This window comes from Ancylomarina subtilis (assembly GCF_004217115.1).
GTDB lineage: Bacteria > Bacteroidota > Bacteroidia > Bacteroidales > Marinifilaceae > Ancylomarina > Ancylomarina subtilis.
Genome location: NZ_SHKN01000001.1, coordinates 36,027 through 58,498, shown reverse-complemented (window position 1 = coordinate 58,498; position 22,472 = coordinate 36,027). Strand labels below are relative to the sequence as shown.

The following is a 22,472-nucleotide window of genomic DNA, read 5'->3' as shown; positions in this document are numbered from 1 at the left end:
TATCCAATTAAAAATGGCGAACAGCTAATTCTTAAACCTTATCGATTTGGAATCAACCATTCGCCCTAAAAAAAATATATGTTTGTTGAGTTTAATGCACTTCCAGTTGGCCTTTTGAATCGGCCTTTTTAAGATTACGTACGCCGGTTGTTCCTCCACCATTTAAAGTCAAATCAATTGGTTTATTAGTCTTCCAGGCACCACGTGTAAAGTCTGGAATTTCAATTGAATTCGATTTATTGGCAATAGACCACTCGCTCAATGGTGTAATACAAGACCATGATGCAGCATCGTACACATCCATATCCATTGGTAAACCATTACGTAAACAGTCGATCAAACGCCAGTCCATCACGAAATCCATACCTCCATGACCTCCAACTTGCTTGGCCATTTCACCTACTCGACGAATGATTTCCGGGGTATACTTATCTTCTAATTCCTTAAATTTAGCTTCGTCTATTACATCATGTCCAAAAGCAATATGCTGCATTGGCCATTTTTGTGCAAAGCACTTGGTTCCGCTAAGCATATGAATTCGGGAGTAAGGTCTTGGCGAACTGATATCATGCTGAATCATGATGGTGCGTCCCTTATTGGTACGAATCATCTGCATATCCATATTCCCCCTCATTTCCCAGCCTACAAACTGCTCAAAAAATGGGTCTTTCTTAGCCATTTCAGCAATACGATGCTTCAGGGTAAAATCCTCTGACATCATAGAGGTTAAATAATCCATTTTATCACCACGGTTGATGTTCATAGCCTGGCAAATTGGCCCCAGACCATGAGTTGGGTAAACATTAGCTTTACGTTTATTCTCGTGTAAACGCCACATCTTTGTATAGGCACCATCCGTCATTTGATTATCCTTAGGCTTGTTGAAGTGCCAATAATCCAAATTGTGAATATAAGCCCCTTCACCATGAATCAAATCACCAAAAGCACCTTGCTGTGCCATACTAATGGTCAACATCTCGAAGAAATCGTAGCAACAGTTTTCAAGAATAACACAGTGTTTACGTGTACGTTCTGAGGTTTCCACCATTTGCCAACACTCATCAATAGTTTTTGCTGTAGATACCTCAACTGCTGCATGCTTATCACCCTCCATGGCAGCAATCGCAACTGGCACGTGCCATTCCCATGGTGTCGCAATATAAACTAAATCAACCAAACCACTCTCACACAACTCCTTGAAACCTAAATCACCACCAACAAATTCCTTTGCTTTGGGCAGTCCTGCATTTGAAAGGATTTTTTGCCCCCCATCAACAGCAGCTTGTCTGGTATCACAAAGTGCGGTAATTTCAACACCATCAATATAAGTCATACGTTTTACAGCCCCTGAACCACGGTCGCCTATGCCTACAAAACCAACTCGAACCGTATCGAGTTTCGGAGCCGCGTAGCCACACATATTAAAATTCATGGATGGATTCCTTGAAGCCGCAGCTTTAATATAAGCCAAATTGCTTTCGTCTTTATTACTTGAGCAAGCTGCCATTGGCGCCGCTGCAAGGACCCCGGCTCCAAGAGCCAGATTGCCTAAAAATGATCTTCGGGTGGTTGCCATAATTTAATTATTTTAATCCTTTTATGTTATTCATACAATTTAAAAAACAGTAATCTCATCTTTAAAGAGTATTTAGATTTTTTTACAAAAAAAACTTCTACTGTTTAATACTTCTATATTACTAATTTTCTATTTAAATTATTCATTCAGGCTAAAAACTGAATTTACTCTCAAAAGATTAAGCTTTTGTTAATCCTTCCAAATCTCTCAACTTGATGCTCAAAGATATTTGCTAAGAGGGGAAATAAGGGGGGACATTTTTTTCAAAAAGGATTAAAAAATGAGCAATTACAGCTTAAATAGGACCTTTTGTAAATTTTAAGCCTCTACAATTCCCCATTCTAAATAAGGGAGTTTCAGATCAACAATTATTTTTCAAAAATCATATTCCTTATATTTGAATAAATCAAGTTAAAAAAAATGACCAAATACATCATTGTTGGCCAAGGTTTAGCAGGAACACTTTTGGCCTTCCAAATGCACAAGCATAAAATCCCTTTTAAAATTATTGTTGATCCCACACAAAAATCGGCATCAGAAGTGGCAGCTGGTCTTATCAATCCGCTTGTCTTTAAACGCCTCACCAAAACCTGGATGGCTGACGCTTTATTTCCCAAAATGTATGAAACCTATGCGGAGATTGAGAACTTGCTTTCGACAAAATTTATCGAACAAAAAGAGATGATTAAACCCCTGACCGAACAAGATCTACCTATGTGGCAAAAACGAATCGAACAGGGGAAAATGAATCATTATATCAAGCGAATTAATAAGAATCTAAAATTGGAAGGTTTTAAACCTATCGAACATTATGGGGCACTCACGCAAACCGGATCCTGTAATTTGAATCTCATGATTCAGGGCATGCGCAACTTTCTACGACAGCAGAATTATCTGATTAAGGATCACCTTAAGATTGAAGATGTGACATTTGAAAACAATCACGTCTATTGGAAAAATCATGCAGCTGAAAAAATCATATTTTGCCGAGGCTATCAGGATGCCAAAAATGCACTTTTCCCTGAGGGCAGTTTTTACCTCACCAAAGGCGAATTAATCGAAATTGAAGCCAAAGCCTTATGTGAAGACTATATTTTAAATAAAAACCTGTTTGTTTTGCCCACAGGCAATCATCGCTTCAAAGTTGGAGCAACTTATCAATGGGATAATATTAATGCAGAAACCAGTGAAGAAGGGAAATCAGAATTACTCACAAAACTGGATAAACTGATTGATACAGATTATACGGTTCTCAACCACTGGGCCGGTGTCAGACCAACGGTAAAAGACAGACGCCCCATTTTAGGCATCCATCCACAAAATTCGAGCTTAGCTATATTCAACGGATTAGGAACCAAAGGCGTGATGCTTGCCCCCTATTTTTCTGAACAAATGCTTAAATTATTAGAAGATCCTCATGCCGAAACAGACAATGAAGTTATACTCGATCGTTTCTTCTAAATCGGCCAATTAAAAAAGGCTGTTTCAAGATAAATCCTGAAACAGCCTTTCATATTTTGTTTTAAGCTGAACTACTTCACGTCTTCCTCAACCCATTTCGATCGATTCGGATTAGCAGGCGCACTTACTTTTTTAGCTGGATTCTCTTTCAATTCTTTCAACAGCATTTCTACTGCTTTCTGAATAGAAGGATCAATTCCTTTAGCCACTTTATGAGGTTCATCATACACTTCAACGTCCGGATAAACACCAACCCCTTCGATAATCCACTTCTGATTTTCATCGAAAATACCGAAACGAGGCACAGCGATATAACCACCGTCTACCAAACCAGCATTACCTGACATTCCAACCAATCCACCCCAGGTACGGGTTCCGATTAGTTTACCGAGTCCTTTCTTTCTAAAGTAGTATGGGAAAGCATCTCCTCCAGATGAAGAATAATGATTGATCAACATGGCTTTAGGTCCATCATGGGCAATACCAGGTGTTTGAGTTGGTTCTAAACCTCGACGATGCCAATACGAAAGCACATCACGGTCAAGCAAATCAGCCATATGATCAGGAATAAATCCTCCTCCATTATATCGATCATCAATAATCAAAGCCTGTTTGTCATGATAAGCGTACATACCACGATGCAATTCACGATTCCCTTCTACAGCCGTATTTGGCACATGAATATAACCGATTTTACCATCAGACAAACGGTCTACCATCTCACGACGTTCGTTTACCCAATTCAGATACATTAGCTCCAATTCACTGGCGATAGGCTTAATGGTGTACGTTTTTGCCCCTTCGAAATTTGGTTTTGAATTCACGGTAATGTCAACCATCTTATCAACCGTATTCTCAAGATATAAATAAGGATTCACATCCAAACTCAAATCGTGCCCATTGATGCTCAAAAGATAGTCCCCTTCCTTCACGTTTACACCCTGTTCGGTTAATGGTGATCTGCGGTTTGGTGTCCAATTTTCACCTTGATAAATCTTTGAAATAACATACTTACCAGCCTTCGTATCAGCCTTTAATTTAGCTCCCAACAAACCTGTTTCCATTGGCTTCACTTTTTCAAAATCGCCATAATTGTCGTAAGCGTGTCCTGTATTGGTTTCCGAAATAATTTCACCAATAATATAATCCAAATCAGCACGATGGCTCACATAAGGCATCAAAAGATTGTAATTGGCTTTAATTTGATCCCAATCAACACCTTGCATGTTGTCTACATAATAGTAATCACGGAAGATACGCCAGCCATCAGTATAAATTTGATTCCATTCTTTCTTAGGATCAATCTTCATTTGCAAATCATCCAAATTCAACTGACCATCGCCTACTTTCTGACCCGCAATTACATCGATGATGCCATAGGTAGAACCTGAACGATACATGATCTTTTTGCCATTACCCGAAAGAGAATAATCCGAAACCTTATCCAGAATAACTTCATCCTTTTCGTTCTCGATATTAAATCGATACAAACTTCCTTTATTCGAATACAAAATGCCACCTTCAACAGCTGTCAGGTCTCCATAATTTCCTGATGCCATAGGGAAAACAGAAATTCGCTTTGAGATTCCGTCAAAATCAATCCCAACTTTCAACTTATCTTCAGACTTCTGATCATTTTTAGACGCTTCCTTTTTCACTTCTTCAACATCATTCTTCAATGCAAAAAGTTTAGGACCATCTGCTTTAAGCGATAAAGCAAAAATACGTGTTGCCTTATTGTACAGATAATTAAATTCGAAGCTTGAAAAACTCAAATTAAAATCACGATTCGACATAAAATAGATGAATTGACCATCAGCTGAAAAAACCGGCGCATAATCGCTAAAGGTATCATCAGTTAGTTGGTGATTCTTTCCGCTTGAAAGCTGATAGACCCACACAGCAGACTGACCATTTTTGCTCTCTTTTGAATAGGTAATCCATTCCGAATCAGGTGAAAAAGCGTAGTCTGTAATTTCATTACGCTTGGCAATATCAACCACCTTCACCCTTCCACTTTCAATATCGAGATATTTCAGTTTCAGGCTTCGGTCAAAAAACAAGAGATATTTACTATTGGCTGACCATTGGGCATCATACATCCAGGCTGATGAACCTGATGTAATTTGTCTGGCCTTGGCTCCCTTTTTATTCTCAAGTAAATAGATTTCATACTCACCTGTCGCATCTGAATAATACGAGATGTATTTACCATCAGGCGACCAACTTGGTGAAGTTTCACGCACACCTTGTGTTTGAGTTAAATTAATGCTTGGACCATTTTTAGCTGGAACTGAAAAAATATCTCCTCTTGCATCAAACAAGGCACGTTTTCCCGATGGCGAAACCGCTACTCCTTGAATAAAATCTTTCACATTCTTATAATAAGGCAGGATATTCGGATTATCGAAGTGAATATTGACAATAACACGCTCTTCTTTCCCCGTCTCTAGATCCAACTTAAACAGTTGTCCACCATTTTCGTAAACAATTTGTCCATTCTCACCAGAAGGCCACATCACATCAAACGTTTTGTGATGAGTCATTTGAGTAATTGTTTTTGTTGGGATATCATATTTATAGATATTCAACTTCAAGTCACGATCTGAAGCAAAATAAATCGCATCCTTATACCAGGATGGAATCTGATCCGAACCGACAAACTTAGTGATGCGTTCCGATTGATCTTTCTCTAAATCGTAAATCCAAAGGTCAGCTGCACGTCCACCCTTATAGCGTTTCCAGGTACGAAACTCACGACTAATTGGGGCAAAACAAATTTTCTTAGCATCAGGCGAGTAAACACCCATCCCTCCTTCAGGAATTTGCAACGGCTGCTCCAAACCACCCTTTAAACTCACTTTGTAATAGGTTCCATTTCGTTCACCAAAAGGGGTGCGATTCATACGAACCAATATGGATTGACTATCCGGTGTCCAGTCTAAAACTACATTATCAAAACCACCACGTGGAGGCATTAAACCAACCGAATTATAATAAGTCAACTGGCGAGGTGTGCCACCCTTAGCCGGCATCACATAAACCTGACGGTTGCCCGAATATTCTCCTGAAAAAGCAATCCACTGCCCGTCAGGTGAAATTTTGGGAAACAACTCCATCCCTTTATGCGAAGTTAAACGAGTCGCATCTCCACCTTTTGCATCTACCGTCCAAATATCGCCGGCATACACAAAGGCGATTAAGTCTTTATTCACATCGGGATATCGCATTAAGCGAACATCATTCTGTGCATTTGCACTGCCAATCAGTCCCATAAAGATGAGAAGAAAAGCAGTCAGCTTAAAATTCATTTTTTGCATTGTATTAATTGTGTTTGTGTTAAATAATAATCAGTTTGTGATTCGTCACAGTTAAACATCAAAACTACAAAATCCTTTTACGTCTATGAAAAGAATAAAGTTAATTAACCTTAGTAATATTGATCAGTGCAGGTCAGTCATCCTTATTTTTTCACATTCGTTTAAGAAGCCAACTTGGCAAGAGCATCATGATAACGGCAACAATCTGCCAACGTTTTGTAACATATCCTGTTGGCTTTCGCCTTTTGATTATGTCATAAATCTGCCTTGCAGCCTTTTCTTTTGTAGCAATCCAAAATTTTCTTTTCGTATCCGACAATCCGGTATCAACAAAACCAGGGCGAATATCCGTTATAAATATAGGTTTGCCTGACTGGTGAGCTTTTTGTTTTAAGGCCTCCAAATAACTTATTTGATAGGATTTTGCAGCATGATAAGCAGGCGCAACTCTGTATCCGCGCAATCCAGCTATCGAACTGATAGCCACAAAATGACCCTTACCCTGTTTTTCAAAAAAGCGATAAGTCCAATTGGCGATCTCAGTAAAAGCCAGCACATTTAATTTATTGGCATGATTTTCCTCTTCAAAACTCGGATTATGATTCAAATGCCCAATACCTGCACTAAAAATCAACACATCCAATCCGCCCAATGACACAACCAATTCCTTAATTATTTCAGAATTTTTATCTTTTGTACAATCGAAATACCTGAGATCCAAACGCCCGGGATATTGTCGTTGTAATTCCTCCTCACCATTTCTCTCTAAACCCGTTAGGCCAACCTTATAATTGTTGCCAATAAATAACTTAACAAGTTCCTTACCTATCCCCGAAGTTGCACCAATTATAATCGCTTTCTTCATCTGAATTTCATTTTAAACGAGTTCACTTATAAAAAATAGCTTTTCTAAAGTTAAATAATTCTGACACAACAAGTAGACATAAAAACAGATAAACTTCTATAATTAAACAATTTATCATATCTTATACTTGTAAACAAAACACCTGATTTATGAAAGAACTCGTACGTTGTCGCCCCTGTGGTTATGTCATGGAAAAAGACAAGCTGGGTGATGTGTGTCCTGCCTGCGGCCTACCCCACAAAGTCTTTGAACCCTATCGGGAAAAAGTCTCTTTAAACCGCTTAATGATTCTTAATTTAGATTTGCATCCCATTGCCATTCACCTCTCACAAAGTTTTATGGCACTTATTCCGCTTTTACTAGTCAACCAAATACTTTTTCCAGATTTCTATTATAACGAATCAGCTGTCGTCATTAAGTTTTGTATCACACTACTCCCCTTATGTATGCTACTTGCTTTTGTCACAGGCATGATCGATGGGATAACCCGTTTTAAAAGTCTTAAACCGCCTTTACTAAGAAATAAACTCATCTTTGGCGGCTTAATTATTCTTATATCAATCTTGCTTTTCTTCATGAAAAATATGGCAGATCAGAAAGTAATATTTCTTCTATTAAGTTCTTTGGGATTAACCTTTGCTGTTATTTTAGGTCTGATTGGCAAAAAGTTACTCAATGTTATTTTACCGGGTAAGTATCCTCAAAAAAAAGCAAAACCCAAAACCACATAATGCATATAAAAAAGAGGCCATACAGTTCAGTAAGGCCTCTCTATTTTTGAATATACACATAATCATTTTCCAAAATCATCGGGTACCTGAATGGCAATCACCTCCCCCGTCACACAAATTTCCCCCTTTGATAACAAACGAATTTCAACCACCACTTTTTTCCCTTTCACTTCCTTAATGATTCCCCGAATCTCAAGCGTACTATCTATAGGCGTTGGCTTATTGTATGAGACCTGAAGTGATCCGGTGACACAGCGTGGCGCATTAAAATCTTTCAATTGAATACCTTTCTCTTTTGCAAGAGCTAAGGCAGCTGATCCCGTACCATGACAGTCAATTAAAGATGCCAACAAACCACCATATACCGAACCAGGGATTGCAGTATGATAGGCCGCTGGTGTAAATCGAGTAAGTGTTTCATCCCCATCCCAAGCTGTTTTCAATTGATAGCCATGTTCATTTAAACGTCCACAACCATAGCACTGTCCGAAATGATCGGGATAATAATCTTGTATGCCTTTCATAGTTTCAATATTATCTGATAATCAAAATGATCCTTCAAAATAGACAAATCTATTCAATCTATAAAATGAAAAGCAAAAAAAAGACCTAATCGTATTTTATTCGATTAGGTCTTAGAATATATCTCCTTAATGAAGCGTCAAGATAGTAACATCGTATAACGATTACCCCAAAGCAACATCTAAAAACATCATTGTTGCAAAACCAAGCATGGCTCCAATTGTAGATAAATCGGTCTCATTTCCCGTTTGAGATTCAGGTATCAATTCCTCAACAACTACAAAAATCATGGCTCCTGCCGCAAACGAAAGCGCATAAGGCAACAAAGGCGTTATTGTCAATACCAAATACGCACCTATAACACCTGCAATGGGTTCAACAATACCCGAAAGTTGCCCATAATTAAAGGCTTTTAATCTTGAAAATCCTTCTCGTCGCAAAGGAATTGAAACGGCAGCTCCCTCAGGAAAGTTTTGCAAACCAATTCCTATAGCTAAAACAATCGCCCCTGCGAGCATACCCGCATCCGGGTTATTGGCTAGCGCTCCAAATGCAACACCAACGGCTAAACCTTCCGGAATATTATGCAAGGTAATGGCAAGTACAAGTAATACACTTCTTTGCCAGGTAGTTTTAATCCCCTCTGCTTTATCTGTTGATAAACCCATATGCAAATGGGGTAAAATCTTATCCACCATAAACAAAAATGCACCCCCTGCTAAAAATCCGACCACTGCAGGCATCCATGATGTCGTACCATTAGCTTCAGACATTTCAATAGCTGGCTTAAGCAAAGACCAAAAACTGGCTGCAATCATGACGCCGGCAGCAAAACCCAGCATCGAATTTAGGACTTTCTTATTAATCGATTTGAAAAAGAAAACCATTGCAGAACCTAATGCTGTTACAAACCAGGTAAAAAGCGTTGCTCCCAATGCCAGTAACACAGGATTATAATCTAATAACCAATCTATTTCCATATTCATATATTATTCATTTTTAGTAGAACAAAAATAAACGAATTTTCATTCATATGATACAATGCCGTTAAATCCTCTTCTTTTTTGTGTTACACACAAGACTCAACCTCATGAATTTCAACAACAGCAAGCCTGTATTGTAATTTCAATACAAAACAGTATATATCGTTATTTTATAAAACAAAAGCCTTCGAGTTCTATCATACTTATATTGGGGGATTATTCCTTAAGTTGGATTTTGTGGCGTTGGTGGTTTCAAAACACATTTTCGATCAATAACTGAGCTACTTATTTAATAGGCTGAGGAATATCAAACCAAAAGTTAGAGCCCTTACCGATTTCACTTTCAACACCAATTAGACCATTGTGCTTTTCTATAAGTTCCCTACAAAGAATTAAACCCAGCCCTGTCCCTTTTTCATTATCTGTTCCTAATGTACTTCTGTTAGAATCCAAATGGAAGAGTTTATCAATGGTTTCATTATCAATTCCAACACCATTATCGGAAATTGAGCAGAATAAGCGATGATTTTTAATTGATGCTGAAACTTTAACAGCATCTCCACTATTACTGTATTTTAGAGCATTGGTTACAATATTTCGAATGACGGCACTTAAAATATTTTTATCTGCTACAATCTTTAATTGATCCGAAACGATGTTCTCCATCCGGATCTCCTTTTTATCGGCCTGGAGTTTAAGTAAGGCAAATATTTCATCGACTAAGTCAGATAAAAAGAACACTTCGGGCTCATATTCAATTCCGTTTGTCTGCGACCTTGACCAATCCAATAAATTGATTAGAAAATCATAGGTATTCTTCAGAGTTGAATGAATTATTGTACTATACTCATTAATACTTGAGTTTTCTTCTTCTCTTACTTCACTCATCAACAAATCACTAAAACCCAACAAGGCATTAAAAGGACCTTTTAAATCATGAGCAACTATAGAAAAAAACTTATCTTTTGTATCGTTATTTACTTTCAGTAACTGCAGAGCCTTTTTTCTGGATGCTTTAACCTTTGCCAATTTCCATGATATTAAAAACAGACTTGCGGAAATTATAACCAATAAAAAAGCAACGTAGATACGACGTTTATTTTGCTTGGCATAAAGAATTTCAGAAGGAACATAAGAAACAATTTTCCAATAATAGCTTTTTGAAAGCAAGTCTGATTCATTGGACACAAATGTTTTTTCCGAACTATCGTTTTTTAGTCCTCCCATTAAGGGATATATGGTTTGAAATGTAAATAAGCCATCATTATTTTCAAACTGAAAAGACTCTTTGCTCATTATCTTATTCCAGGCATCCTTATACAGATTTGAAAATTTGATATCCTTTCTATCCTCATACATAAAGCCCCACTCATTCTGAGCTGATTCCCCTTTCAACCAGTAGCCTTCTGCATTCAACAACATTAGCTTGTTGTTAACCATTAAATCTGAATAGTTATCAAAAGCATCCAAGATTGTTTGCCCAAAGAAATTGAATAACAAAATCCCACGTTTAACTCCTGCCTGATCAAAAACAGGAGTTGCAACGCGAATCATGGGTTTAAGTGGCTGTTCTATCTGATTATTCTCAATATTTAAATCAAGTGGTGAAATAAAAACCTCATTCTCACTCAAGCAAATTGCCTCAGTAAAATAATAGCGGTTGCTTTTACTTTGCAAATTCTCTTTAGAAACAATAGTCGGATTTCCCTTATTGTAGTTTACCCGAATGATCTCCATACCATTCTCATCCAATAAACGAACTTGATCGTATATTTTTTTATACTTAACGATATTAAGCATATCCTGAGATAAATCCTCTATAATGTCAGGTTCAGCATCAGCCAAAAATTCCTGTATATGTGTCTCTGATTTAAGGATAAATAAATCATTGATAACATGATTTATTGCTGACTCAACACTTTTAAACTTGGTATCAACAATACTCTCCTCAGCATTCCTGACCAATTTCAGTTCCATCTTTTCTTGTGTCCTCAAAATAAGTGTTGTCACAATTAAAATAATTGAAAAAACGGGAATAAAAACAAGGACTGTATTCAGAGCAGTTGTAAACCGGCCTTTATCAATACTTTCAGAAAGGTGTTTGATTAATCTAGAGATCATATCGTGTAGAAGTGGATTAAGCTTTTAATATAACTAATATAAAAAGAAACGACCAAAGTTCAACTAGAATTTCACCTGCCAATAGGGCAAATATAAGACATCGATATTCCTGAATAAACGCTGTATAATTTTTAGTTTTGAACAAACCTAACTGAATTCTGGAAACGAAAAAATTTAGACAGACTATTTTCAAGATAAATAGATCAATCTAAATTTGTTGAAGTAGAACCAATACAATTAAAACTTTTGAATCAGAAATATGCCAGCAAATATGAGAAGAATACCAAGAATACGCCCCCAGTTTACAGGTTGAACAGGAACGCCAAATAAGCCATAATGATCTAATATCATAGAAAAGACCAGCTGTCCGGCAACAATCAAACCAAAGCTCAGGGCTGCGCCCAATCGGGGAACCAGAAATATGATAGAACTTACGTAAATACAGCCCATCAGACCGCCAATCCAGGAATAAACAGGTGCTTCTTTTACAGCCTGCATGATATTATTAGGAGTTCTTGTTCCAATGATAACCATCAGTAATATAAAACCACCCACCATAAAATTGACCAGGGCTGCCATAAGAGGGGCTTTCAAAAAAGATCCCAATTTAGCATTTATACTTGCTTGAACAGGTAATAAACAACCCGCAATCAGGGCCAATAACATCAAAAAATATCTCATTGTATATCTAAATTTGAGTACAAACATACGTATTTTCCAAATTAAAAAATGGAATTTTAGATGTCTGAAGAATTGAAATTTGAATTTGATTTTTAGGCATAAAAAAGACGCCTAAACTTTTAAGTACAGACGTCTTAGATTATACAAAGAAAGCATATAATAAGGCTGTTTTGTTTGTTAAGTTCATGAAACACCTAAAACCTAATATAGGTACTGGTAAAACAATCAAAACACTCATCGTATAAGATCAACTTGCCATCGCAGCGGTCAAAAGATTGTCTCCGTCCATTCTCGTAAACAATCATCAACCTTTTTTCACCAAAAATCATAGACTCAGCTTCCTCCAAATGATAAGTCATTTCAAGTTCCAGTTCGTCATTTACGTATTGCTGATAAGTATTTAGAGAAAAGATCAAAGTAATTTCTTTGCCTGTAGACTCCGGTGTTTCAGTTCTGCCATCAATTCCACCTGATGATTCCACCCACTTCCAACGGCTGACCAGTTCAGATACAACCAAACGGCTCTCATCCTTATCAGAACAGGATGTAAAGAAACACATCAAGATAAAAACTGTTAGTAATTTTTTCATTAGAAGACTATTTCACTTTTAACTGCATAATGTAGACGTAAATCGATGAAATAGGTTGCGTTAAATAACAGATATTTTTATATCGCATAATTAATATGAAAACTAAAATATGTGAACGAGTCACTGTATAAGAGCTCTAAAACGCCTTATTTATAGATTTATTTCGATAATAAAAACAAGCATACATCACATCATAAAAGCATCTGGAACAACATATGTATAAACGGGTTATGCATTCATCATCTGTTTTTTTGAAGATTATCCTCATTTCCAGATAAAAGCAAACTGGGTAAAATGACAAGGTATCTCAAAAATTCATTAAATTGCAGGCTGTGTTTGTGCATTAGAAGGCCTACCAAGCCACACAACACCTTTAAAAATCAAGCATAATGAAACCATATAATAACTTAACGTTTCCTTCACTTTTTTCGGAAACAGTTGCAAAGTTTGGCTCCTCAAATGCCATGGCACTTGTAGGACAGTCACCTATTACCTACAAAGAAGTCAACTCAAAAATACAAACCCTTATTGCTTTTTACGAAAAGCTAGGAATTAAACCGGGGGACAAAGTTGCGATTTTAAGCAGCAATATGCCCAACTGGGGGATTACCTATTATGCCACCACTTTTATGGGGGCTGTTGTTGTTCCCATTCTGCCCGATTTTTCGGTCATGGAAATTGAAAACATTTTAAAGCATTCTGAATCGAAAGCAATCGTTGTGTCAAAAGCTCTATTTGCAAAAATTAAGGACTTGAATATTGACACTCTTGATTACACTATTGCTGTTGAAAACTTTGAACTAATCAACGCCAACAATAATACAGCTCAGTATGATGCCTCTGCTACTCCGGATAAAACCTATCAAGTTGCAGAAGATGATATGGCAGCTATCATTTACACATCAGGCACAACAGGCAGTTCAAAGGGTGTGATGCTTTCGCACAAAAACATTTGTTCAAATGCGACAAGTGCCCGACAGCTTCATCCCATCGATGAAACCGATCGTTTCCTATCCATTTTGCCCCTATCGCATACCTACGAAAACACCTTGGGATTTATCATTCCCATGTTAGCGGGTTCCTGCATTTATTATCTGGGGAAAGCACCTGTTCCATCATTGTTGATATCTGCCTTAAAGGAGGTCAAACCAACGATCATGTTTTCAGTTCCTCTGATTATTGAGAAAATTTATAAGGGTAAAATACTGCCTACAATCAATGGGAAAGCCATCACTCGAAATCTTTATAAGATTCCATTTTTCCGAAAAAGGCTGAATGCCATAGCTGGAAAAAAATTAATGGAAACCTTTGGTGGCGAACTGACTTTCTTTGGTATTGGCGGAGCAAAATTGGGCGACAAAATCGAACAATTTTTACGTGAAGCTAAGTTTCCTTACGCCATTGGTTATGGGCTGACTGAAACCTCTCCTCTGCTTGCAGGTATTGGAGTTGCACATACCCAATACAGATCTACAGGCCCTGCTTTGGCTGGAATTGAACTGAAGATCCATAATCCTGATCCTCATACTCAAATTGGAGAAGTTTGGGCCAAAGGTGATAATGTGATGTTGGGTTACTTTAAAGATCCCGAAAAAACCAAAGAAGTTATGACTGAGGATGGTTGGTTTAGAACCGGTGACTTGGCAAGAATGGACCAAAACAATTACCTCTATATTGAGAGTCGACTAAAAAATATGATTGTAGGAGCCAGTGGTGAAAACATTTATCCTGAAGAAATTGAGTCGGTCATCAACAATTTCAAACATGTAGTTGAATCTGTTGTTATCGAGAAAAAAGGGAAATTGGTTGCTATGGTTCACTTCAATTACGAAGAGCTGGAACAACAATACAAAACACTTAAAAAAGATGTGGAAAATTACGTCGATCAACAAATTGATGAATTGATGAAGGAGCTGCATGAATATGTAAATGCTAGAGTCAACAAGTTTTCACAGGTCCAGATGGTGATCGCTCAGACACATCCTTTCCAAAAAACAGCAACACATAAGATCAAACGTTTTTTATACTACTAGAAAATTAAAAACACCAGATATAAAAAATGCCCAAACCTTAAGTTTGGGCATTTTCATTCTTATTAAACTAGTCCTGTTTTTCATTCATCAGGTGAGTATCCAAAAACTTTTCCATAGCGCGATAAAAATCAAATCGGTTTTCCTGATTTCTAAAACCATGGCCTTCATTTTCCTTCACCATATACTCCACATCAATTCCGCGAGCCTTCATTGCAGCAACCATTTGATCCGATTCTGCAAGATTAACTCTTGGATCATTAGCGCCCTGTGCAACAAATAAAGCCGCTTTTATTTTATCAGCGTGATAAACCGGAGAAACTTTAGCAAGCATCAAACTATCCTTTACTGGATCGCCAGCCATTTCGTAAAGCATCTGACGGTAAGGCTCCCAATATGGAGGCAGACTATTCATGAAAGTAAACATATTACTCACACCGACATAATCCACACCACACTTATATAAGTCTGGTGTAAAAGCCAATCCTGCAAGAGTGGCATAACCACCATAACTACCACCATAAATTGCAACACGGTCTTTATCAGCATAGCCCTTATCAATCGCCCACTGTACAGCGTCGGTAATATCATCCTGCATGCTCTGGCCCCACTGCTTGAATGAGGACTCCCAGAATTCACGACCATAACCTGTCGAACCTCGGAAGTTCATCTGTAAAACAGCATAACCCCGATTAGCCAGGAATTGAATCTCAGGGTTGAACCCCCAATTATCCCTTGCCCAAGGTCCACCATGAGGATTAACCACCATAGGTAGATTTTTAGCTTTAACACCCACAGGAAGCGTCAGATAACCATGAATGGTTTTCCCATCCCGACTGGTGTATTGTATCGGTTTCATAGGAGCCATTTGAGATTCATTCATCCATGGACTCACTTCTGAAATCAATTTTAATTCATCGGTATTTTTATCGTAGATATAATAAGCCCCCAAAGATCTGTCACTATAAGTACGAACCAAAAACTTATCTTCATTGGTATTACTACTTGTAAAATAACAGTCATAATCAGGTAACTCTTTCTTCACACGATTATACATGTCTTCGCTTTCCTTATCAAAAAACTTAAACTTAACCATATCGGTTGTATAAATCGCCTTGGTAAGCACTTTACGTTTCTTCGAATACGCCAAACCTTCTACATCCACCATATCGTTGGCAAATAAACTTTCAGTCTCCTTACCAGTAAGAGGATCAAAAATGACAATTTCGGCCTTATCGCGTCCAATATTAGAACTGGCATACAGTTTTTTATTATCAAAGGTGAAAAACTGAGGCGACATGCTCTCTTTAAAACTGGTCGTAATCACTGGCTTAAACTTATCTTTTTCAGTATCACGATAAAGAACAGTGGTATTCACCATATCTGTTACAGCCGTTGCAACACGTAATTTGCCTTCATGATCAGTCATCCAACTGGTAATATTCCCTGGATTTTCATAGAGCATGGTCAATTCACCCGTCACAATGTTTAAACGATAAGGATCAAAAGCTTGTGGGTTTCTCTTATTCATGGAAATGATAATCTCATCAGGAATATCGTCCAAACGATCGATTATGCCAACACGAACATTTTCAAAATCGGTAAAACAAACCGGGTTCTTTCCGTCGATATCAACCCCATACAATTTGAAATTCTCATCGCCTCCATTATCTTTTAGATACAGAATACGATTATCGTTAGCCCAGAAATAACCTGCAATATCACGATCCGTTTCAAAAGTAATTTGCACAGCTTCCTCACTGCCAATTTCTTGAATAAAAATATTCATACGATCCTTGTATGGACCACGATACGAAAACTTTGTTCCTTCCGGAGAAATTCGATAAGAGGTTTTGGGTGGGTTCTTAAAAAAGTCTTCCAGAGCAATTTTAGGAGGGCGCTCTACTTTTTTTTCTTTGGGTGTGCAGGCAAAAATGAATATAGCTAACACGGGAATACACAAATGTGTGATGTTAATTTTCATAATGACTCTATTAGTGATTAATAAATTATTGAAGCCTTAATTTACAACAATAATATTTATTAATCAATAAAAGCCTAATACAGAACATCTAATCCAATTATATAAACAAAGAAACTCCCGGAATCGTTAGCCCCGGGAGTTGAATTATTTTTTAAAAAGTCACAACTTTCCGTTCTTTAATAAACTTCGTCAGATCCTGACCGGCATACTTCACTGTTACACCTAAGGCTTGCAACTTATCGGCAACGCCATACAGGTCGGCACAAGCTTTACAAGCCATCACATGAATACCAGCATCAAGCATTTTATTCACATAATCTTGTAAATCCTTATCCTCGGAAAGCAGTTTTGAAGAGGGGCCCCAAACCAGAAGAGTGACGTCATCCCACCAGCCTTGTTTCTTAGCATTATAAGTATACATAAACACCATTTTCATGGCAACATCCTTATCGCCACTGGTCCAAACAACAACTAACTTATCTGCTTCTTTCATCTCTGTCTTATCTTTAAAAAAATCACTTTCAGTCTCTGGCTCAGAGGCCTTAAGTATAGGCATGGTCAAAAACAAGCTCAGTAAAATACTCACAAATAACTTCTGTTTCATCGCGGTTTATTTTAATGATATAATTGAAAATTAAAACTACAAACTCTTAATTTCATTCACTAAATTCTGTAGACTGTCTTTAGCATTACCAAAAAGCAAACGGGTTTTTTCACCAAAGAACAATTCATTCTCGATACCCGCATAACCTTTACCTCTACCTCTTTTCATCACGATGATATTTTTAGCCTGATACGCGTTAATAATAGGCATTCCCGCAATTGGGCTCCCGGGATCATTAATGGCAGCCGGATTAACCACATCATTAGCCCCAATAACCATCACCACATCGGTATTTGGCATGTCTGGATTGATATTATCCATTTCTACCAACTGGTTATAAGGTACGTCGGCCTCGGCTAAAAGCACATTCATATGTCCCGGCATACGCCCCGCAACTGGATGAATGGCAAAACGAACATTAACCCCTTTCCCACTCAAAAGCTCTTCCAGCTCATGGCAAACATGCTGTGCCTGTGCAACAGCCAGTCCATAACCGGGAACAATTACAACTGATTTTGAGTAGGAAAGTAAAATAGACGCATCGCTCAAACTGATTTCCTTCATCACACCACCTTCTTTATCAGCAGCCGCAGCGCCACTTGCTCCAAAAGCTCCAATAATAACATTCATCAAGGAGCGGTTCATGGCTTTGCACATCAATAAAGTCAGAATGGTACCCGCAGCACCAACAAGAATACCACCCAAAATCATCGCCTGATTGCTGTAGATAAAACCAGCCATAGCTGCTGCGATTCCCGTAAAACTATTCAATAAAGATATCACCACAGGCATATCAGCCCCTCCAATCGGCATCACAAACATGACCCCATAGAATAAAGAAATACCCAATAGTAAATAGATGGCCCACTTAAGTTGTTCGGGTGTTTGACCTGAAATCATGATATAAGCTGAAAGAGCCACAACAGCCACCAACAGAAGTAAGTTGATATAAGTCATCATTCCGGAAGTGATATCCTTCACCTTGCCATCAAGCTTGCCGTAGGCAATCATAGAACCACTAAAAGCAACACTACCAATAATTAAACCCAGAATGGTAACTAAAACAGATTCATAATTCCCCATGTCCGCATTTGGGAATTCGAGCAAAGCGACCAAAGCCGAAGCCGCACCACCCGTAGCATTAAAAAAGGACACCAATTGCGGCATAGCTGTCATTTTAACCCGTCGGGCAACCACCCAGCCAATAACTGAGCCTATGGTTAATGCCGATAAAATAATCCAAACGTTGGTCAATGCAATGCCGTTTCCTCCCGAATCCTTATGCAAAAGCAAAGTGGTAAACATGGCCAAAACCATACCTGATCCCGCATAAAAATTTCCCCGTCTGGCCGTTTCAGGATGAGATAAAAGCTTCAATCCAAAAACAAAAAGCAGAGCTGAAATTAAATAACTCAGTTCGAGTATTGATTCGCCCAGGGTAAAATCAATACCGTTTAAATTTCCAATAACTTGTTCCATATCGTCCTATTTTTTCTTCTTTTTAAACATTTCCAACATGCGGTCTGTTACAACAAATCCTCCTACAACATTTAGTGTCGCGAAAATAACAGCGAAAAAGCCGAGTATGAGTTCCAGCGACAAAGTCGATGTATCAGCATGACCAACCAAAATAATACCGCCAATAATAATGACGCCACTGATGGCATTGGCCCCCGACATGAGAGGTGTGTGAAGAACTGATGGGACGTGGGAAATAACTTCAATCCCCACAAAAATGGATAGAGCAATGATAAAGATTGCCTCCTTATATGTAAAAAAGTATGCTAATATTTGTTCCATTTAATCTGATTTATGATTCAACAACTGATTTGACACGTTCGTTTAAAATCTCGGACTGATGCGTAATGCAAGTTCCTTTAACGATATCATCCTCAAAATTCAGGTTTAGGCCTCCCTCTTCGTTTATTAAGAGTTGTAAGAAATTAAACACATTTTTTCCAAACATCTTACTGGCATCAATAGGCATTAAGGATGGGTAATCTGACTGTCCGATAATCTTAATTTCCTTATGAACCAGGGTCTCATTATTTCGGGTCAGCTCACAGTTTCCTCCTGTCGAAGCTGCCAAATCGATAATCACAGCACCAGGGCGCATGCGTTCAACAGCTTCGGTAGGAATTAAAAGTGGCGCCTTTCTTCCGGGAATTTGAGCCGTACATATCACCACATCAGCTTTGGCTGCATGATCGTTAATGGCTTCTTGCTGTTTCTTTTTGAATTCATCCGTTTGTTCAACAGCATAACCTCCCGCTGCTGAATCGTCAATTGCCCCTTCGACCTCAACGAATTTAGCTCCAAGACTGTTCACCTCTTCTTTAACAGCTGCCCGAACATCAAAAGCTTCAACCTGAGCGCCTAACTTACGCGCAATAGCGATGGCTTGCAAACCAGCAACTCCGGCTCCAAGAATCAAAACCGTAGCCGGACGAATGGTCCCAGCAGCTGTCATAAACATGGGGAAAAAATTAGGTAGCTCATTGGCTGCCTGTAGCACCGCTTTATACCCCGCAACCGTGGCCATTGACGAGAGTACATCCATAGACTGAGCCCGAGTTGTTCTGGGAATAGAATCCATACTAAAGCTGGTTACGCCACTCGCAAGGAATGCTTTTACCAAATCGGTATTCCAAAGGGGATTGTACTGACTGATCCAAATCTGTTTGTCATTCAATTGTTTGATGAGTTCGAGGCCCGGTTCGCCAATCTGAACAAGAACCTCGGCCTTTTTTAAAAGTTCAGTTCGATCTAAAATACTTGCCCCAACGTTCTCATATGCTTCGTTGGTTTGAAAAGCAGATACACCCGCATCTTTCTCTACATAAACCTCCACTTTTGCTTGAACCAGCTTTGAGACAATTTCCGGTAAGAGAGCCACGCGTTGTTCTGCGCCTTGCTCCTTCAATAATCCTAAAATCATAGGCTTTGTTTATAGTTAATTCCGATTGATATTTCCACAGTAGAATCGCTTCATTTATAAAGCATTGTCCAATAAATATAGTTCATAATAGCCACAATTAAAATTACTCTTATGAACTTTTCACAAAACAAGTTTCTAAAAGAAACTTTCTCTCTCCTTATTGCACAGCTTTAATCGATTCTTTATTTAGATTAAATCTAAATATAAAAATTAGAATACAAGCATAAATACTCGCCCATTATCATCAAAATATTAAAAATCCCTACATTTTGGTATTTTTAAATTACTCAACAAATAAAGAAGGGACTTTCTAGTGAAAGTCCCTTCTTCAAGATAGATATATTGCGTCAGCTAATTGCTATTAATAATTACTGGGTTCAACCGCTTTTTCTTTCTCCCAAACAGGTAAAAAATGACCTGCCTTATCCTTCATAACTTTCTTAAGCCATTCCTCAGAGTAACCAACAGTTTGAGCATTCCCATTTTCATCTTTTATGTAACCATCATTGTATTTGGTGATTAAATGTTCAGCTAATGTCTTCCACCTTTCAGCAACCATCTCGAGTTGATCATTGGAAAAATCGGAAAGAAAATTCGCAGCCAGTTTCGGGTCGACTTTATACAACTCGCCTGCCGCCTTATCCATAGCAGGAATATATGCAAAGAACTTCTGCTCCAGTTCTCTTTGTAGCTTTTGAATATCTTGAATCATATCAGAATACCTCAAGTCAGAGAAATTAGAGACAAAATTGAAGATCCACCAAGCAGAATCCCACGAGAATTTATCAAGACTTCCCTGACTCCAAACATCCGGTATCTCCTTAGTACAACAGTAAACAGGCGTATAACAGGTGTAATAGGTATCATCATAACCATACCAAAGAACGCCGCCAATTTCGTTAGGCAGCCACGATCGAGACTGAGCAATAAAAGAAAAAGCTGTATTACGAGTCGAGATGGGGCGTTCCCAAACAGCGGTTTTTCCATCTACATCCAGCACGAGTGGTCGGCAACGATTAGGACTCCCAAATGGACCTGCTTCAATGCCCTTTGTCATATCAAATTCGGTTCCTTCATAATGATCTCTGATCAGATAGGAAACGGCATCAACATCCAGCTTTGAATCCGGTTTTATCCACAAGGGATATCGATCGGCCCCTTCAACACCCCGATGATAATCCGTTGATAATTTCAAGGAAGGTGCGCATCTGTTAAACAAACTCCAAACTCGTGATTCGCAATATCTCAAGTTTGAGGGATTAGAAGGATCATACGCCTCATTGAATCGAAATGTCTCTCCGGATTCGGGATTGTAATAGCCTTTTTTGATGGCAAAGTCTATCACATTCTTCGAATAAAGACAATTTTCGGGATCATCTAATGGAAATTCTCCAATTCTTGATTTATTGGCATGTGCTGAAACATAGCCGTCAGGGATTCTTCTGGCAACCCATATGGCACCTTTCCCTTTTTTACCAGTGCCAATCATCTCAAGAATCCAAGCCTCATTCGGATCAGCAATCGAGAAGGACTCCCCTTCGCTCTTATAGCCATATTCCTCTGCCAATGCAGTCAAGGTTTTCACAGCTTCTAAGGCCGTTTTTGATCGTTTAAGAGTCAGTTGCATCAAGGTCCAGTAATGCAGTAGATTCGAAGGGTTAACCAACTCAGCTCTTCCCCCAAATGTTGTTTCTCCTATAGAGACCTGATGCTCATTCATATGCGGACCAACAATGGCATAAGTATGCAAAGCTTGTTTGATTTCTCCAAGTACATTGCCACTCCAATCTTTAATTTGAAGCATTTCACCGGGCTTGTAATCGGCTGCCGGAACAACTCGTAAGCGGGGATGAAACTCCCCATCACAGGTATAAACCACCATCACAGAGCCATCTTTAGATGCTCCCTTGGTGACTATAAAATTTGTACAGGCGAAAACATTCGTAATCGAAGTCGCTTGAAAAAGTACAATTAAGAAAAATAAAAATGTTTTGTTCATAGGTATTTGATTGAGTTTAAGTTTGCCAGATCGGTTGGTTGTCGTGATCCAGACCGTTCGAATTTAT

17 protein-coding genes are annotated in these 22,472 nt (G+C 38.4%); 3 read left to right on the top strand and 14 right to left on the bottom strand.

The genetic code is table 11. The features are described 5' to 3' along the window. Positions 1–91 precede the first annotated feature (91 nt). Positions 92–1,576: a Gfo/Idh/MocA family protein gene (locus EV201_RS00220; protein ID WP_130305398.1), complete on the bottom strand. Its 1,485-nt coding sequence runs from the start codon at positions 1,574–1,576 to the stop codon at positions 92–94. A 420-nt stretch (positions 1,577–1,996) separates the two neighbouring features. Here EV201_RS00220 and EV201_RS00215 point away from each other — a divergent pair, with 420 nt between their 5' ends. Continuing rightward, entirely contained in the window at positions 1,997–3,037 is a 1,041-nt protein-coding gene (locus EV201_RS00215) for an NAD(P)/FAD-dependent oxidoreductase (protein ID WP_130305397.1), read from the top strand. Between the two features lie 71 nt (positions 3,038–3,108). On the opposite strand, the gene EV201_RS00210 is transcribed toward EV201_RS00215, so the two are convergent. Continuing rightward, positions 3,109–6,348 (bottom strand): S41 family peptidase, encoded by a 3,240-nt coding sequence (locus EV201_RS00210; protein WP_130305396.1) that lies wholly within the window; start codon positions 6,346–6,348, stop codon positions 3,109–3,111. A gap of 160 nt (positions 6,349–6,508) precedes the next feature. Beyond that, entirely contained in the window at positions 6,509–7,222 is a 714-nt protein-coding gene (locus EV201_RS00205; RefSeq protein WP_130305395.1) for an SDR family NAD(P)-dependent oxidoreductase, read from the bottom strand. A gap of 149 nt (positions 7,223–7,371) precedes the next feature. Between EV201_RS00205 and EV201_RS00200 the strand changes: the two genes are divergently transcribed. Continuing rightward, the gene (locus tag EV201_RS00200) at positions 7,372–7,953 is read left to right on the top strand and encodes a rubredoxin-like domain-containing protein (RefSeq protein ID WP_130305394.1); all 582 of its coding nucleotides are present in this window, start codon (positions 7,372–7,374) and stop codon (positions 7,951–7,953) included. A 62-nt stretch (positions 7,954–8,015) separates the two neighbouring features. Here the strand turns inward: EV201_RS00200 and EV201_RS00195 are convergent, their stop codons facing one another. From EV201_RS00195 to EV201_RS00175, 5 genes are all read right to left on the bottom strand, one after another. Next, entirely contained in the window at positions 8,016–8,477 is a 462-nt protein-coding gene (locus EV201_RS00195) for a PaaI family thioesterase (RefSeq protein ID WP_130305393.1), read from the bottom strand. A 162-nt stretch (positions 8,478–8,639) separates the two neighbouring features. After that, positions 8,640–9,461, bottom strand: a complete 822-nt coding sequence (locus tag EV201_RS00190) for a ZIP family metal transporter (RefSeq protein ID WP_278043085.1) — start codon at positions 9,459–9,461, stop codon at positions 8,640–8,642. A 282-nt stretch (positions 9,462–9,743) separates the two neighbouring features. Next, positions 9,744–11,579 carry a sensor histidine kinase gene (locus EV201_RS00185; protein ID WP_130305392.1) on the bottom strand — a complete coding sequence of 612 codons (1,836 nt, stop codon included), beginning with the start codon at positions 11,577–11,579 and terminating at the stop codon, positions 9,744–9,746. A 237-nt stretch (positions 11,580–11,816) separates the two neighbouring features. Then, positions 11,817–12,260: a DMT family transporter gene (locus tag EV201_RS00180; RefSeq protein ID WP_165389544.1), complete on the bottom strand. Its 444-nt coding sequence runs from the start codon at positions 12,258–12,260 to the stop codon at positions 11,817–11,819. A gap of 194 nt (positions 12,261–12,454) precedes the next feature. Continuing rightward, entirely contained in the window at positions 12,455–12,850 is a 396-nt protein-coding gene (locus EV201_RS00175; RefSeq protein ID WP_130305390.1) for a hypothetical protein, read from the bottom strand. Between the two features lie 389 nt (positions 12,851–13,239). Between EV201_RS00175 and EV201_RS00170 the strand changes: the two genes are divergently transcribed. Further along, positions 13,240–14,883 carry an AMP-binding protein gene (locus EV201_RS00170; RefSeq protein ID WP_207224354.1) on the top strand — a complete coding sequence of 548 codons (1,644 nt, stop codon included), beginning with the start codon at positions 13,240–13,242 and terminating at the stop codon, positions 14,881–14,883. 67 nt (positions 14,884–14,950) lie between these two features. Here the strand turns inward: EV201_RS00170 and EV201_RS00165 are convergent, their stop codons facing one another. From EV201_RS00165 to EV201_RS00140, 6 genes are all read right to left on the bottom strand, one after another. Beyond that, positions 14,951–16,864 carry a S9 family peptidase gene (locus EV201_RS00165; RefSeq protein WP_130305388.1) on the bottom strand — a complete coding sequence of 638 codons (1,914 nt, stop codon included), beginning with the start codon at positions 16,862–16,864 and terminating at the stop codon, positions 14,951–14,953. Positions 16,865–17,015: 151 nt separating this feature from the next. Beyond that, a complete protein-coding gene (locus EV201_RS00160; protein ID WP_242610435.1) occupies positions 17,016–17,468 on the bottom strand; it encodes a DsrE family protein in 453 nt (150 codons plus the stop codon). Between the two features lie 36 nt (positions 17,469–17,504). Further along, the gene (locus EV201_RS00155) at positions 17,505–18,947 is read right to left on the bottom strand and encodes an NAD(P)(+) transhydrogenase (Re/Si-specific) subunit beta (RefSeq protein WP_242610434.1); all 1,443 of its coding nucleotides are present in this window, start codon (positions 18,945–18,947) and stop codon (positions 17,505–17,507) included. A 6-nt stretch (positions 18,948–18,953) separates the two neighbouring features. Beyond that, positions 18,954–19,268 carry an NAD(P) transhydrogenase subunit alpha part 2 gene (locus tag EV201_RS00150; protein WP_129254981.1) on the bottom strand — a complete coding sequence of 105 codons (315 nt, stop codon included), beginning with the start codon at positions 19,266–19,268 and terminating at the stop codon, positions 18,954–18,956. 10 nt (positions 19,269–19,278) lie between these two features. Then, positions 19,279–20,406 carry a Re/Si-specific NAD(P)(+) transhydrogenase subunit alpha gene (locus EV201_RS00145; RefSeq protein ID WP_130305387.1) on the bottom strand — a complete coding sequence of 376 codons (1,128 nt, stop codon included), beginning with the start codon at positions 20,404–20,406 and terminating at the stop codon, positions 19,279–19,281. 361 nt (positions 20,407–20,767) lie between these two features. Then, positions 20,768–22,405: a dipeptidase gene (locus EV201_RS00140; protein ID WP_130305386.1), complete on the bottom strand. Its 1,638-nt coding sequence runs from the start codon at positions 22,403–22,405 to the stop codon at positions 20,768–20,770. Between the last annotated feature and the right edge of the window lie 67 nt (positions 22,406–22,472).

Excerpts from the sequence above, each read along its gene's own strand:
- EV201_RS00195 (WP_130305393.1), bottom strand. The coding sequence starts at position 8,477 with ATGAAAGGCATACAAGATTATTATCCCGATCATTTCGGACAGTGCTAT.
- EV201_RS00170 (WP_207224354.1), top strand. The coding sequence starts at position 13,240 with ATGAAACCATATAATAACTTAACGTTTCCTTCACTTTTTTCGGAAACA.
- EV201_RS00145 (WP_130305387.1), bottom strand. The coding sequence starts at position 20,406 with ATGATTTTAGGATTATTGAAGGAGCAAGGCGCAGAACAACGCGTGGCT.
- EV201_RS00160 (WP_242610435.1), bottom strand. The coding sequence starts at position 17,468 with ATGAAACAGAAGTTATTTGTGAGTATTTTACTGAGCTTGTTTTTGACC.
- EV201_RS00200 (WP_130305394.1), top strand. The coding sequence starts at position 7,372 with ATGAAAGAACTCGTACGTTGTCGCCCCTGTGGTTATGTCATGGAAAAA.
- EV201_RS00205 (WP_130305395.1), bottom strand. The coding sequence starts at position 7,222 with ATGAAGAAAGCGATTATAATTGGTGCAACTTCGGGGATAGGTAAGGAA.
- EV201_RS00215 (WP_130305397.1), top strand. The coding sequence starts at position 1,997 with ATGACCAAATACATCATTGTTGGCCAAGGTTTAGCAGGAACACTTTTG.
- EV201_RS00140 (WP_130305386.1), bottom strand. The coding sequence starts at position 22,405 with ATGAACAAAACATTTTTATTTTTCTTAATTGTACTTTTTCAAGCGACT.
- EV201_RS00210 (WP_130305396.1), bottom strand. The coding sequence starts at position 6,348 with ATGAATTTTAAGCTGACTGCTTTTCTTCTCATCTTTATGGGACTGATT.
- EV201_RS00165 (WP_130305388.1), bottom strand. The coding sequence starts at position 16,864 with ATGAAAATTAACATCACACATTTGTGTATTCCCGTGTTAGCTATATTC.
- EV201_RS00180 (WP_165389544.1), bottom strand. The coding sequence starts at position 12,260 with ATGAGATATTTTTTGATGTTATTGGCCCTGATTGCGGGTTGTTTATTA.
- EV201_RS00150 (WP_129254981.1), bottom strand. The coding sequence starts at position 19,268 with ATGGAACAAATATTAGCATACTTTTTTACATATAAGGAGGCAATCTTT.
- EV201_RS00220 (WP_130305398.1), bottom strand. The coding sequence starts at position 1,576 with ATGGCAACCACCCGAAGATCATTTTTAGGCAATCTGGCTCTTGGAGCC.
- EV201_RS00155 (WP_242610434.1), bottom strand. The coding sequence starts at position 18,947 with ATGGAACAAGTTATTGGAAATTTAAACGGTATTGATTTTACCCTGGGC.
- EV201_RS00175 (WP_130305390.1), bottom strand. The coding sequence starts at position 12,850 with ATGAAAAAATTACTAACAGTTTTTATCTTGATGTGTTTCTTTACATCC.
- EV201_RS00190 (WP_278043085.1), bottom strand. The coding sequence starts at position 9,461 with ATGAATATGGAAATAGATTGGTTATTAGATTATAATCCTGTGTTACTG.
- EV201_RS00185 (WP_130305392.1), bottom strand. The coding sequence starts at position 11,579 with ATGATCTCTAGATTAATCAAACACCTTTCTGAAAGTATTGATAAAGGC.